Annotated in this window: 12 protein-coding genes; 3 read left to right on the forward strand and 9 right to left on the reverse strand. The window is 50.8% G+C overall.

Annotation, left to right across the window (positions count from 1 at the left end; all coding sequences use genetic code 11):
* Positions 1 to 80: 80 nt before the first annotated feature.
* Positions 81 to 818 carry a YetF domain-containing protein gene (locus A4E54_RS04160; protein WP_240081718.1) on the reverse strand — a complete coding sequence of 246 codons (738 nt, stop codon included), beginning with the start codon at positions 816 to 818 and terminating at the stop codon, positions 81 to 83.
* Positions 819 to 936: 118 nt separating this feature from the next.
* Between A4E54_RS04160 and A4E54_RS04165 the strand changes: the two genes are divergently transcribed.
* Positions 937 to 1,077 carry a hypothetical protein gene (locus A4E54_RS04165; RefSeq protein WP_240081719.1) on the forward strand — a complete coding sequence of 47 codons (141 nt, stop codon included), beginning with the start codon at positions 937 to 939 and terminating at the stop codon, positions 1,075 to 1,077.
* 20 nt (positions 1,078 to 1,097) lie between these two features.
* On the opposite strand, the gene galU is transcribed toward A4E54_RS04165, so the two are convergent.
* The 8 genes from galU to murJ all read right to left on the reverse strand — a co-directional run bounded on the left by galU (position 1,098) and on the right by murJ (position 11,362).
* A complete protein-coding gene (gene galU, locus A4E54_RS04170) occupies positions 1,098 to 1,967 on the reverse strand; it encodes a UTP--glucose-1-phosphate uridylyltransferase GalU (RefSeq protein WP_286724582.1) in 870 nt (289 codons plus the stop codon).
* A 33-nt stretch (positions 1,968 to 2,000) separates the two neighbouring features.
* Entirely contained in the window at positions 2,001 to 3,095 is a 1,095-nt protein-coding gene (locus A4E54_RS04175; protein WP_376741763.1) for an MraY family glycosyltransferase, read from the reverse strand.
* A 203-nt stretch (positions 3,096 to 3,298) separates the two neighbouring features.
* Positions 3,299 to 3,733 (reverse strand): 3-hydroxyacyl-ACP dehydratase FabZ, encoded by a 435-nt coding sequence (fabZ, locus tag A4E54_RS04180; RefSeq protein ID WP_240081721.1) that lies wholly within the window; start codon positions 3,731 to 3,733, stop codon positions 3,299 to 3,301.
* A gap of 90 nt (positions 3,734 to 3,823) precedes the next feature.
* A complete protein-coding gene (locus A4E54_RS04185; RefSeq protein ID WP_240081722.1) occupies positions 3,824 to 4,972 on the reverse strand; it encodes a glycosyltransferase family 4 protein in 1,149 nt (382 codons plus the stop codon).
* Between the two features lie 116 nt (positions 4,973 to 5,088).
* The gene (locus A4E54_RS04190; RefSeq protein WP_240081723.1) at positions 5,089 to 6,216 is read right to left on the reverse strand and encodes a glycosyltransferase; all 1,128 of its coding nucleotides are present in this window, start codon (positions 6,214 to 6,216) and stop codon (positions 5,089 to 5,091) included.
* A gap of 1 nt (position 6,217) precedes the next feature.
* A complete protein-coding gene (locus tag A4E54_RS04195; protein ID WP_240081724.1) occupies positions 6,218 to 8,446 on the reverse strand; it encodes an S-layer homology domain-containing protein in 2,229 nt (742 codons plus the stop codon).
* A 388-nt stretch (positions 8,447 to 8,834) separates the two neighbouring features.
* Complete coding sequence (locus A4E54_RS04200) at positions 8,835 to 9,788, reverse strand: polysaccharide deacetylase family protein (RefSeq protein ID WP_286724588.1); 954 nt, start codon at positions 9,786 to 9,788, stop codon at positions 8,835 to 8,837.
* Positions 9,785 to 11,362, reverse strand: a complete 1,578-nt coding sequence (gene murJ / locus A4E54_RS04205) for a murein biosynthesis integral membrane protein MurJ (RefSeq protein WP_286724590.1) — start codon at positions 11,360 to 11,362, stop codon at positions 9,785 to 9,787. The genes A4E54_RS04200 and murJ overlap by 4 nt, the downstream gene beginning before the upstream one ends.
* Before the next feature lie 282 nt (positions 11,363 to 11,644).
* Between murJ and A4E54_RS04210 the strand changes: the two genes are divergently transcribed.
* Both A4E54_RS04210 and A4E54_RS04215 read left to right on the forward strand, forming a co-directional pair.
* Positions 11,645 to 12,844: a glycosyltransferase gene (locus tag A4E54_RS04210; RefSeq protein WP_240081727.1), complete on the forward strand. Its 1,200-nt coding sequence runs from the start codon at positions 11,645 to 11,647 to the stop codon at positions 12,842 to 12,844.
* Positions 12,845 to 12,976: 132 nt separating this feature from the next.
* Positions 12,977 to 14,055: O-antigen ligase family protein (locus A4E54_RS04215; RefSeq protein WP_286724593.1), on the forward strand; the 1,079-nt coding region annotated here is incomplete at its 3' end.

Raw genomic sequence — 14,055 nt, forward strand, 5'->3', positions numbered from 1 at the left:
ATTTTCTTCGGCTATTACCCCGCTAAGAAAGCGGCGGGGCTGGACCCCATTGAGGCGCTGCGTTTTGAAAAGTAAACTTATTACTGCGGCATTTTCCCCGGCAGTTTATCAGTAATATCCTGTGTGTAAGCCATTTTATCCTGCTTCTTATCAACATAAAGATTACCGTCCTGATCCAGACTGGCGTAAAACACTTCTTGGAGTGACTGGATACCCTGTTTCTGTAATTCCCCCAACAGCCAATCCTCTTCCAGGTTGTTTTGCTTTAAATTTTGCCGGATAATCACCCCGTCTATCACTAATTCAGAAGGCACCCCTTTGTATTTGGACGGCATCTGGAGATCTTGGGGAGTAACCGGCGCAACCCGGCTTTTCAACAGCACACTTAATTCACCGTCCGGTTCAGCAATAGCATATTCAACATCCGCGATATTAAATACGTTCTTCTGGCGCAGCTGTGAGGTTAAATCATCTACTGTGTAGCGCATTTTATGCATATTTCCCTCAAGGATTACCCCGTTATGCACCACTATTGTCGGATCGTCGCTTAACAGCTTGTGCACGGGGCGGTACTTCACCCCAACCCATTCCGCAGCCATGGTTAAAACCAAAAAAATCAGCAGCGCGAACGCATAGAGTCCAGCCGGTGTTTTTAAATCAGTGGCCAGGCTGGCGGCTATGGAACCGATAACAATACCGTTTACCCAGTCGGCTATATTCAAACCCCCGACCTGTGACTTGCCGACCAATCTGGTAATAAAAATAACGCCGGCAAAAGCGCCTAGTGATCTGATTAATATTTCCAGATAATCATTCATAATTTAGCGCCCCTTCCAATATAATCTACAGAAATTAGTTTACCGGTTATAACGATGATTATACACGCAGGGTTTGACTTGCAAAATTATCGGGAATAATAATAGCGGGTGGGATTAAATGGAGAAATACAAAATCTTAAAAAAACTTCGCACAAGAAGAAAAATGTTCGAGAAATACCTTGGGCAAATTAAAAGCCCCGGCTGCAAGCAAGGGGCTTCGGTGAAAGAAGTAAATAAAACAAACCCCGCAGTTAGGTAAACTTTGCGGGGTTTGTTTTATTATTCTCCGGCCAACACTGTTTTCAAGTACTCCCTAAACCCTTCCGCCAGGTCGGGCCGCGCCAGGGCAAATTCCACCGTCGCCTGAAGATAGCCCAGCTTGTCACCCACGTCATAACGGCGGCCTTCATAAGCCAGACCGTACATTGGCTGCTCACGGCATAACACCTTCAGCGCGTCGGTAAGCTGAATCTCCCCGCCGGCCCCCGGCTTGGTTTCGGCCAGAATCGAGAAGATGCGCGGGTTGATAATGTAACGGCCCATCACCGCCAGCCGGGACGGCGCGCTCTCCACAGGCGGTTTTTCAACCAGATCAATCAGTTTGAACACCTTGTTTTTTTCCGGAACCGCGTCAATAATACCGTACTTATTTACATCTTCCCGGGGGACTTCATGAACCGCAACAATTGTGGATTGCAAATCCTCATATAGATCTATCAACTGTTTAAGACATGGCACCCGGCTTCTTATAATATCATCGCCCAAAAGCACCGCGAAAGGCTCATCGCCGATAAACTGGCGGGCGCAATAAATCGCGTGTCCGAGCCCTAAAGGCTCTTTTTGGCGCACATAATAGATATCAACAAGCTCGCTGATATCCTGCACCATTTGCAAAAGATCGAACTTCCCTTTTTCTTTTAACTGATACTCCAGTTCCAGTGACTTGTCAAAGTGGTCTTCAATAGCCCGTTTATTCCTGCCTGTAATAATCAGTATATCTTCGATCCCGGATGCAATCGCTTCTTCAATTATGTACTGGATTGTCGGTTTATCAACTATCGGCAGCATCTCTTTGGGCTGCGCCTTGGTAGCGGGCAAAAAGCGGACACCCAGGCCCGCCGCAGGGATAATAGCCTTTCTCACTTTCATCTGCATACCTCTCTCCCTCATAACTTCCCCCGTCTACATCCGGGAGGACCGTTGCTGCTTTCCGGATGACGGCAAATAAGAGCCTGGCTTCCCTATCCCGGTAACGCCTATCTTGTTCGCCGCGATTAAGATAATGGTAGAAAGCGCCGCTAACAACAGTACAGCCTGTTTTGGCGTAAGCAGCGTCAGCAAAATTGCGCTCAAGCCAAGGATAATGTTTACCGCGTAAATACACAGCACCGCCTGGCGATGGCTTAGCCCCATCTCCAGCAGCCGGTGGTGCAGGTGCTCCTTGTCCGGCTGAAGAATAGGCCTGTGTCCGCAATACCTCCTGACAACGGCGAAAACCGTATCAAGCAGGGGGATCCCCAGAATTACCACCGGAATTATTACGGAAATAAAGGTAGCACCCTTAGCCAGTCCCATTATTGCCAAAACGGCCACGCTGTAACCCAGGAACATTGAGCCTGTGTCCCCCAGGAATATCCGCGCCGGGTAGAAATTATAGCGCAAAAAACCAAATATCGCGCCGGCCAGGATCAAGGCCAGGACAACAGCTCCCCTCTGGCCGGGTGAACTGATCTCGGCCCGGGTAACTTCAATCCATACGACCGCCGCCAGAGTCAGCAGGGCGATAAAGGTGGTACCCCCGGCGAGTCCGTCCAGCCCGTCGATCAAATTAACAGCATTGGTCACTGATACCAGCCATAACACAGTAACAGGTATACTGAACAACCCCAGGGCAATCATTTCCGCAGAAAACGGATTGGTTATAAATTTAACTTCAAGACCGAAAGGTATCACCGCAAAAGCAGCCACTATCTGTCCCGCCAGCTTGACCCGGGGTGATACCCCCCTGGTATCGTCGATTAAGCCAAGCAAGACAATTAACGAGCCACCGACAATCAACCCCATGGTTTGTGGGGTTACTTCTTGGGTAAGCAGCACTGCCGCCACAAAGCTCAGATAAACAGCCAGCCCGCCCAGCCTGGGCATCAGCCGCTCATGCACTTTTCTTCGATCGGGACGGTCTAAGGCCCCCCATTTAAAAGCCCACTTCCTGACCAGCGGGGTAACCAAAAGAGCTATTCCCAAAGCCAGAAGAATAGCCGTTACCGGTAGTTGCACAAAAATCCCTCCAGTAAGGCAAGTCCAAAGCACAACACTATAAATATTTTATCCGATTAAGCATTAATACGACAATTAGTAAAAATAATAGTAAACAAGCTAATTAAATGATTATTGTATATTTATGTATGTTTTTGCATACTTCTTTTTTTAAGACGCTGTATTATTTCCTCTTACGCCTTATTGCATTTAATTTCGCTAAATTAACCCTTGTTTTTTTGCACCATAAACATCAGTTCAGCTTCCGCGGCAATCTCTTCCTCCACATAAGCAACCGCGTAGCTTTTACCAACCGTACTGCGCAGCTTTAGCACCTCTACCTCAATGCGCAGCTGATCACCCGGAACAACCTGGCGGCGGAAACGAGCCTTGTCTATGCCGGCAAAAAGAGCTATTTTCCCCCTGTATTCGGGCAGTTTTAATATTGCCACCGCCCCTACCTGCGCCATGGCCTCAACAATCAGCACCCCCGGCATTACCGGAAAACCGGGGTAGTGCCCCCGGAAATAAGGTTCATTGGCAGTAACATTCTTGATCCCCACGGCTTTTTTACCTTCTTCCAATGAAACTATCCGGTCAATCAATAAAAATGGGTAACGGTGCGGCAATATTTCCTGAATCTGATTAATATCAAGCAAAAGAAATACCTCCTCAAATACAATTCAAGTATTCAGAATTCAGGAGTCAGAATTCAGAATAATTCAAGAAGATAAATCGTTCTCTCATTCTTATTCCCGAATACTGTATTGTAACTTATTACCTGTTATCATTTCGTAATAAAGACTGGTGATTTCATCCGCCATTTTCTCAGCGGAAAACCTTTTTTCCACTTCTTCCGCGGCCCGCAGCCCCATTGCCGCCGCCAAGTCAGGATTTTCCAAAAGGAAAATAACCTTTTCCGCAATGGCTTCCCCGTCACCCGGCGGGACAAGGAAAGCAGCCCGCCCGTCCTGACCGGCTATCTCCACCAGTCCGCCCACGGCACTGGCCACACACGGCTTGCCCAGACACATGCCTTCAATCATGCTAATGCCGAAAGCCTCCGTGAGCGAAGGTACCACCATCACATCCATCGCGGCAATGAACCTGGCAATATCGTCCTGATAGCCGGTAAAAAGCACACGCTCACCAATCCCTAAAATCTTCGCGGTCTCCTTTAAGCTATTAAGAAGAGAGCCGGTCCCCACCACGATAAAATAAACGTTCTCCAGCTTAGCCAGCACCGCGCGTGCCGCCTCCAGAAAATAACGGTGGCCCTTTTCCGGTTCCAGACGGGCTACCATGCCTACTACCCGGCTGTCTCCAACACCCGGAATAAATTTCAGTTTTTCCGGCCCGGCCTGCCCCCTTAGCTTTTTTATATCAACACTGTTATAAATCAACGCAATTCTCTCTTCCGGCACACCATTTAACAAAAGATCTTCTTTTACCGCCAGGCTGACAGCGATCACCTTGTGGCTGGTCAAGCGGTTTAAAAAAGCTACGACCCGTTTTTTAAACCAGCCCCGGGAGGTTTCCCAGTCCATCCGGTGTTTTGTGTAGACTATGCGGGGAACTCCGGCTGCTTTGGCCGCCATTCGTCCCGAAAAGGAAGCGTGTGTATGTACAATGTCTATCCGGCAATTCCGGGCAATGGCGCCTACTTCACGGATCAGGCCGGACAGGCCGCGCCCGCCAAAAGACCGGTCTCCGGCTAAATAGGAACTGGTGTATGTTTTGACACCCAGTGCAGCGCACTGCTCCAGCAGCAAAGACGCTGGCGGGCAGAGCACGTAGACCGCCAGCTTTGCACGGTCGTAATGCTCCAGGAAGGTCAATAGATGCCGGCCGGCCCCACCAATATTTGTATCACTGATAATGTGCAGTACCCTGAGCAACTGACACCTCATCCTCAGTAGTCAGAAGACAGAATAAAAGAAAGTTTATGGCCTTAAATATTCTGATTACTGATTACTATATTCTGAATACTGACTCCTGAATTCTGACTCCTGAACTATTTGTTCAGCACTTTCTCATAAACCTTGGCTGTTTCTCTTGCCATTCGCGCACTGCTGTAATTCTCCACAATAAATTCCCGCAATAATGAGCCCATACGCTTTTGGGCTTCCGGGGGCAACTGCAAGAATTCTCGAACGTTATTCTCAAAATCCTGAACGGTGGCTTTATTATTAAACTGACGCCCGGTAAAATTATCATTGATAAACAAAGGCAGACTACCTTCCTGAATCAACCCTCCATAGCCTTCCCCACCGGCTAAAATGACATTCTTGCCGCTGGCCATTGCTTCCAGCGCCACCCTGCTTACCCCAACGATCAAGTCGGCAGCCGCCATGATCAAGTTTACGTCGGTGCGGGCGCCCAACAGCCTGACCAACTCCACTCCTTTTCCGGCATTAACATCCTTCGCCCTGTCCGCCACTTCCCCGGCGCGTTTCCCGTCTCCCACGATCAACAGGCTAATAAACGGAAATTCACCATAAAGCCTGCCGCAAGCCTCAATAAGGTTCACCGCCACTGGAGCCAGCAATTCGTCAAGTCTACTGACATAAACAATCAACTTTTTATCTGAGCCGCCCTTTAGCTCACCCGCAATTTTCCCCACCGGCAAAGCCGGATTAAAAGCTTCAACATCTATTCCATTGGGGATTAACACAATATCCGCCTCCGCCAGACCAAAATACTTGATCATGTGTTCTTTCACGTCCGAACTGACGGCAATAGTCTTCTCCCCCCACATGGAAAAATATCTTAAAGGAAAGCCTGCCGTGAACATAGCGTGGGCGGTAGTGACCATATGAATCCCCGTAAGGCGTCTGGCCAAATCAGAAACAAAAGCCGGAATACGGGCATGCGCATGAACCAGCGCGACATTTTCAGCCGCGATTATTGATTTAATCGCGGCTACGGAACGATATAAGGAATGGAGCCTGGAATTATCAAGCGGCAACCGGTAATGCCTGATCCCACTGCCGGCGATTGTTTTTTCAAAAACACCGCCGCTGGAAGCCATGATCACCCGGTATCCCATCTCTTTCAAATGGCGCGCCAAAACTACAGCATGTGTTTCCGCACCGCCTATCTCCAGACTCATCAGTGTTATTAACACTGTTACCGGCGCCACATCATTGTTCCACCTTCACATAGTTTAGCTCAATCAGCCGTGTAATTAAAACAGCTATCTCCGCCCTGGTAAGATTGGCCCCGGGTTTTAAGGAGCCATCTTCGTAACCTCTGATAATTCCCGCTGAAACAACCCTCGCCATTGACGCCCTCGCCCAATCGGGAACAATTCCGGCATCCTTGAAATCCAACCCTGTCTCCTTGCCTGCAAAATTAATGGCATGATCGAGAATGACAGACACCTCAGCCCTGGTTACCGGCCGGTCAGGCTGAAATGTTCGATCCGCGTACCCGCTCACCACACCGCGCGCCACGGCGGCGGCAACGGCATCCCGCGCCCAGTCAGGCACTTTGTCTTTAAAGTTCGGCTGCTCTTCACCCGGCGGCCACTGCTGCAGCCGCGCCAGCAAGGCGACGATTTGAGCGCGGGTAACCGGTTCCGCCGGACGATAGGTACCGTCTTCGTAGCCCTTGATAATACCGGACTCAGCTAATTCGTTGATTTGTTCCTCGGCCCAGTTGTCTACCGTGTCTTTGAATAAACTTGCCGCGCGAATTGGCACCTGTACAGTCAAACCCTGGTAGCTTGCCGCCAGTACACCTTTGCCGTCGTCTTTCCCCGGGTAAAATATACCGTTGTTTACCGTACCGGTACTGGCGTGGACGGTTACATAACGGGCTTCCAGCGGCAGCACCTGACCGTCCCGGGTCAGAATGCTAAAGGTCAATGTCACCGGTTGGCCGCTGCCGGCTTTGATAACCGCAGGCTCAACCTGCAAAGCCTTGATCTCATCACTGCCTATTACATGCACTTTTTTTGTTCCTTTAACCGTGCCGGAGGTGACCTCAATCACCACATCGCCGCCGCTGCCGGCGCTGAAAATACCATTGACAGCATTTCCTCCGCCATTGGCGCGCCAGCTAAGATTTTGCGGCTGCCACGGATAAAAGTGCGTGTCATAGCCTTTCACGGTATAGCTGCTGTCAGTCCCGGCCAACACCACATCCGGACCATTAATAATCAATCCCGCCGGCTCCCCGGGCGGGGCCGTGTTAAATATTCCCAGGCCGTCGGTTACCGGTCTTTGCCATCCTTCTTTGGGTTGAACAATGTTGGATATGTCGGTGTCACCAAGATGTTTCGCCACCATGGTGGTCGAGCCGCCGCCGTCCAGATTCAAAGCCGTTTCCACACCCATGGCCACCAGCAACTCAGCCAGTTCTTCCTGTTCCAAACCCCTGCTCCGACTGCTTTTTTCCACCGCGACCAGATAGAGAAACCTCCCGCTGTCAGAAGACGCGACTGCGGTGCGGGAATTGTTGCCTTTCAACTCTTCCTGAAACGCGGCCACCTTTCCCCCCTGCACCAAAAAGCTGTTGCTGCCCGTAGAAACTTCTATTTTTTCAAAAGCCGGGGTCGTTTGATAACTGACTTTAACCCGCGAGCCGACCGGCATGTTTTCAGACATAAAATCCGCGGCCGCGCCATGGCCCCAGAGAATATAACCGTTAGCGGGAATCGGCAGCGGCGCGCCGGCCACAACCTGTTTCGTCGCGACATTGTTTTCCACCACGATTTCCACCGCACCCGGCAGTTCATCATTGCCGCCGCGGCTGTATTGTCCCCAGTTCCGGTCGTACAGGGTGAGATGGTCGGTATCTGAAAGCCCGCCGTACTCCATGTTGTAAAGCGGCTTGTTCACGCCGAAAAGAGGAAACACAGCCCCGTTGCCGGCCTTCACTTCCCCGTTAAACTGAAAAAAGTCCATCAGCGGGCGCCCGTCCATGCCCAGGGCAAAAACCGGCATGTCATCGCGAATAATCGGGCTGGACACCAGTTTCCCATCCTTGACAATCATACCCAGCGGTTTGCCCTGGGCCATAATGAAAAAACCGGCGTTTATCGCCGCCACCGCCCCGCTGCGCTCGGCCATTTTACTTACCTGCTGGGTACTCTCCAGCGTCCCGTCCGAACCGATCAAACCTTCTATTTTTACGTAAGGGTTTTTTAAATCAACCTGCAAAACCGCCATCCTGACCGGGTCGCCCTGCAGGTCCAGCGAGTAATCAATCAGGGCCACCCCTTCACCGACCGTTTCCATCTGCCGGCTTTGCACGCTAAAAAAAGAACCCCGCACCGGCAACACGCCGGCATCGGCACTCGCGGTCACCAGGCAAAAAAGAATGGCAACGGTCAATAACGACAAGGTTACCCTCATGATCATCTTCATCTGTGTAAACCCCCTGAGTTTAAACAATTTGGCCAAAAACTACAACATATCTAAATTCTACAAAACTGGTGCATTTCCTGCCATTCAGACAATAGTATCTTATCTGTAAGTATTTACCTCCATCGTTATTATTCCAGTATTCAGAATCCAGAAAACCTCAAACGATAAACCTGCCTCTCATTCTCAGTTCCGACTTCTTACTCCTTACGTCTGGCTTTCGACTCCCGGCTCTTGACATATTTACAGTATTTAGGAGTCAGTATTCAGAATATATTAAGAAGATAAACCGCTCTCATTCTGTCCTAAAAAATCTTAACCATTTTTATCAGTCAGACAATGAAGCGAAGCTTCATTGTCTGACTCCTGACTCCTCTTATTATTACCAGCTTCATAAAACGAAAAGCTCTGTCAAGCGGTTCAAGTACCTGAAGGTCACTTGCCTAAGCTGCCTGAAATAAGAATAATCCGGTTCAATGAACTTCGCAAACTGGTCCAGGGAGATATTGTCGTCCTCACTAATCCTGCGGATAACCTGAACGCTGTCGGCATACTCGTTCATACCTCTCCGGGTCGTGGCAAAATACTTGAATCCGGCCTTGCGGGCCATGCGCAGGGATGTGCAATTATAAGCCCCGAACGGCCAGGCCATGGTATCGACCTGCTTCTGCAGGTTGGCTTCGATCGTGGTGCGCGCCAGCAAAAAATCTTCATACAGCTTGTCGGCAAATTCCTCCTTTGTTTCACGGCGTCCAAGTTCCGGCCGATAGGCCCCGGCAACCGTCGCCGGCTTCAGGGATGTCCGCTCCTTGCCGGTATATACCGGGCAGTGCAAGCTATACGTATGCGCCTGGATATCGATCAAGCCGCTCCCTTCCATCTCCCTCATCTCTTCCCAGGTGAGCATGGGAGGCGCGTCCGGCCCAAAATACTGGTCCCTGTTGGCAATCAAAAAAATGGTGGCCGGCATGTTGTACTTTTTTAAAATAGGATATGCCACTTTATAATCACCTTCATACCCGTCGTCGAAGGTTATCACGAGCGCTTTTTCCGGCAATTTTTCACCGTATTGCATATGACTGATTAGCTTTTTCAGCGGAATCACCTGATAGCCGTTGTTGTGCAGAAATTCCATTTCCGCCGCGAAACTTGCCCCGGAAGTCAGATTCCTGCTGCGGTCAGTGATATTTTCCGCTGATATATTGTGGTAAATTAACACCGGAATACGTTGGGCACGGTTGGTCAAACCGGCCAAAACCGCCATCCAGGCCGCAAATACCACGCATATCAGCACTATGCCGGCAATCAGCCAGCGCAGCTTTGCTGCAATCGCTTCCTTCTTCAATCTTTCATACCCCCCGGCCGCTTATGCGATAAGTAATGTTTGATAAAATCCCAAAGCTGACGGGTCTCCTCAATACGCAAAACCGTAAGCGCAGCCAGATAAACTGCCAGGCCGGCCGCCGCGACCAGCGCCACCTGCCCTGCCAGCGCGAACGTGCCGGACAAGGCCGGCAGGCCTATCCAACGGGTCATGGCCTCGACGGCGCCACCCATTGCTAGAGAAGCGAGTATGACATACAAGATAAACCGCCACATCTCCGGCGTCCACATACCGCCCAAGCGGCGGTTCAAGAAAAAGGTCAACAGGATCATATTAACCAGCGCGGCGATGGAGTTGGCCAGGGCGAGGCCGCCGTGCTGCAGGGAACCAATCAAAGCGAGGCTGAACCCGAGGTTGACCAGCACGGCCACGGCGCTGAGGATCATCGGAGTACGGGTATCCTGCAGAGAAAAAAAGCCTCGCGTCAGGATAAATTCACCGGCTTGGCCGATCAGGCCAAAGGAGTAAAAAAACAGGGCGGCGGCAGTCATATAAGTGGCACGGTCATCGAAAACACCCCGTTTAAAAAAAAGCGTTACCAGCGGCTCCCGCAGCATTAGGAATACAACCGCCGACGGGACACAGACCAATACAACCAACCGCAGCGAACGGAGCACCCCTTCCCCCAAACCCCGCAAGTCTTTTCCGGCGGCCCGGCGGGTTAAGGCGGGAAACACCGCCGTCCCCACGGCGGTGACAAAAAGGCCCAGCGGCATTTGAATCAGCCTGTTGGCATAGTTTAACGCTGAAATGCTTCCTTCGGCTAAACCGGAAGCCAAATAGCGGTCGATTAAAATATAAGTTTCACTAATCGAAAATCCCAGGGTTATCGGCAGCACCAGTTTAAAAATTCTTTTCAAGTCCGGGTGGTTTAAAGCCACTCCCGGACGGAAGCTAAATCCCGCCCGGCGCAAGGCCGGCAATTGCACAACCATCCCCGCCGCCCCGCCGGCCAGCACTCCCAGCGCCATCCCGTATATGCCCCATTGGCTGCTCAAGACCAGGACGGCAATGATCACCGCAAGGTTGGATAAAGGCCCGTTCAGGGCGGTGATCGCGAAAATGTTCCTGGCATTGAGCAGGCCGCTGAACAAGGCGGATAGCCCGCTGAAGATCAAGAACGGGAACATCCACCTGGTTAATGATGCGGCCAGGCTGAGCGTATCCCCGGGAAAGTCAGGCGCCAGCAGTTTGACCAGCCAGGGAGCCAAGAGCAAGCCCAAAGCGGTAGCCACGGCCAGCAGCAGCAGCAGCACATGAAAAAAAGTGCCGAACAAACCCCATGCTTCACGCTCCCGGCCGGCGGCGGCGTATTCAGAGTAGATAGGGACAACAACGGTCGCCAACGCGCCGGTGAAAAGATAAAACAAAACAGAAGGAAGCGAAAAAGCCACCAGGTAGGCGTCCATGACAGCAGTCGTGCCAAACTGCCGGGCAATCACCATTTCACGCACCAGCGCCGTCAACTTGGACGCAACGTTAAACAGGACGAGTACAATGGCAGCCCGGGCTACCGCCCCGGTAACGAATGACAAGGCCAACCGCCCCCTCTGAACATTTTGCTTATCGCTCAGCCCCTACACAAATTTAAGAAATTAAGTTAAGCAATATCGCCGCATAAAAGTAAAGACGCCAGCCTTGATGCACCGCCGTCTATTCGAAAAATCCGACATGATCATAACACATTTTACATAGATGCGCTAGACAGTAAATGAAAATGTTGATCATTGAGTCTTTCGCCTTCATGTTATAAAATAATCTAAAGCCTGCGCTGTTTTTAGTAGATTCTTAACGCCGGCATGACGGGGGGCAAATAGTTGAGGAAAATCCGGGCGGTTGTATTTATGGGAATGAATCCATGGAATTACAGCGAAATAAACGACTCGGTGCGGTTTTTGACCGCCGCATGCACGGAGGCGGACAGTCTGTACATAGAGCCTCCCCGCGGTCTCAGGGGCGCGCTTGCTCATCCTGTCTACTTGCTGCGCAACATCCGCTGGGGGCAGGCAGTCCACGGCGGTGTCACAGTATACACGCCGCCTCTCGGCTTTGCGCCGGTATCCCTTGGATTGAGGAAATACGCGGACAGCTTGACGGCCGCTGAATTTGACCGCATACTGGGACGTTTATACGGACATGCCTGGCGTGAGCAAACGCTGGTGTATATTTCATCCTGGAGTTATACGCAAACCCAGTTTATCAAAAAATTAAAACCTAAATACCTGGTTTTCCATATCTTAGATGACTCTTTCGCCTTCCCGGAAATAAAAAACAATCCACGCGTGCTGGCCGGCAACAAATCATTTTACCAATACATGATGGCCAACAGCAGCGCGGTAATCGCCGTGTCTCCGGAACTGGCCGGCAAGTATTCCACTCTTTATCACCGGGATGTGCATGTTGTTAAAAACGGTGTAAACGTGGAACATTTCGCAGGGGACAAATTCCCGCCGGAACAGGAAATAGCGGGCATGCCTCAGCCGGTCTTAATGTATACCGGCTCGATCAACTCCTGGATCGATTTGAAGCTGTTAATCAAACTGGCAGACGACAGGCCGGGGTATTCGCTGGCACTGATAGGACATTACTATGAAGGCGCGGCTGATGCCAGCCTGTGGCGAGAATTGCTCAGCAAAACTAATGTTTACTGGCTGAAGAGCAAACCTTACGCCGTGCTGCCCGGGTACATGCAACACGCGGCGGCGCTCCTGCTGCCCCGGACGGAAGATGAACATTCGCTGGCTTCAGACCCGCTTAAGCTATATGAGTACCTGTCCACCGGCAAACCGGTAATATCAACGGCTCTCCCGGCTGTTGGCGATTTCCGCGATTTTGTATATGTTTCAGACAGAGAGGATTTCGCCGCCGAAGCCGACAAGGCGCTCAAAGAGCATGATCCGGCCAGGGCCCGGCGTCAAATCGCCATGATGGAAAAACACTCCTGGCCGGCGCGGGTTAAAGAGCTGGCTGACGTTTTACTCACCACCTGCGAAGTTACTTTTGCAAACTCCTCATAATTTAAAGAGCCGGAAACCAGAAGTCAGAATAAGAGAACGCTATATCGTCTTTAAAAATTCCGAATTATGACTCCTGACTTCTGAATGCCATTATAGTTATTACATTATCAAAAAGGTCGGATGTATACGCTCATGCAAAGCTACATTATTACGCTGGGGAAAAGGGCATTAAATAAAAACGCGGCCATGTGGGCAAAAGGATTTGACCTCAGTCTTACCGGTCGTTTAACGCGCTTCCTGCGCGCATCTTACCAAGATAGTTATATAGGGCGGCTGCTGAACCACAACATGACCGGAGAAAGCGGCACATTCACACTGCTGCGCAAAATAACCGGCACAGTGGAAAATCGCTTAAAAATACCGGCGAGAATTGAAGCGCGGCAGCGGGAGATCATTTACGCCGCTTTGTTCGCACTGGCCGCCTTGACCGCGTTGTCCTTTTTCTTGCTGCCATTTAAGCAGTCGCTAATCGTGCTCGCAGCCGTTCTGCTGACAGTCGGAACGCTTTACAAAACAGAGTACGGCTTGTACGCCGCCGCCCTGCTGCTGCCTTTCGCGCCGCTGAAAGCGCTTTTGGCGCTGGCGCTGGTGACTTTCCTATCCCTCATTATTAAAGCAGCCAAACGCCCTCACTTCCACTTCTACCTGTCGCCTTTATTCATACCCCTGCTGTTGTATTTTGGGGTAATGTTCTATGCCACCGTCACTTCAGTTTCATTTTGGGACAGCGCCGGAGAATTCTTCATCCCCGTCACCGGTCTGATTTATTTGTTTGTGATCGTGAATACTATTGACAGCCGGGAAAAGCTGGACAACTTAATCACCTGCCTGGCCGTTGCCGGCCTGATTACAGCATGCTACGCCATCTACCAGTTTTATACCGGGGTAAATGCCATTGAGCTAAAGAAAGAATGGGTCGACATTACCCAGAACCCGGAAATAAAAAACAGGGCTTACGCTGTTTTTGACAATCCAAACCTCTTGGCTCAATATATGATCCTGCTGTCGACCCTATCCTTGGGAGCGGCTTTCGGCGCTAAAAAAGCCGGCCTGCGAATTTTCTTCATTTCGACAGCGGCTACCGCCGTCTTCTGCCTGCTCCTGACTTATTCCAGAGGCGGTTGGCTGGCGTTTGTGGGCGCCCTGGTTTTCTTCACGCTGTTTAAAAACAAGCTGCTTGTGCAATTATTGGCCGTGGCGGGGATATTCGT

It is taken from the genome of Pelotomaculum sp. PtaB.Bin117, from assembly GCF_002067195.1.
In the GTDB taxonomy this organism is placed as follows: Bacteria; Bacillota; Desulfotomaculia; order Desulfotomaculales; family Pelotomaculaceae; genus Pelotomaculum_D; species Pelotomaculum_D terephthalicicum.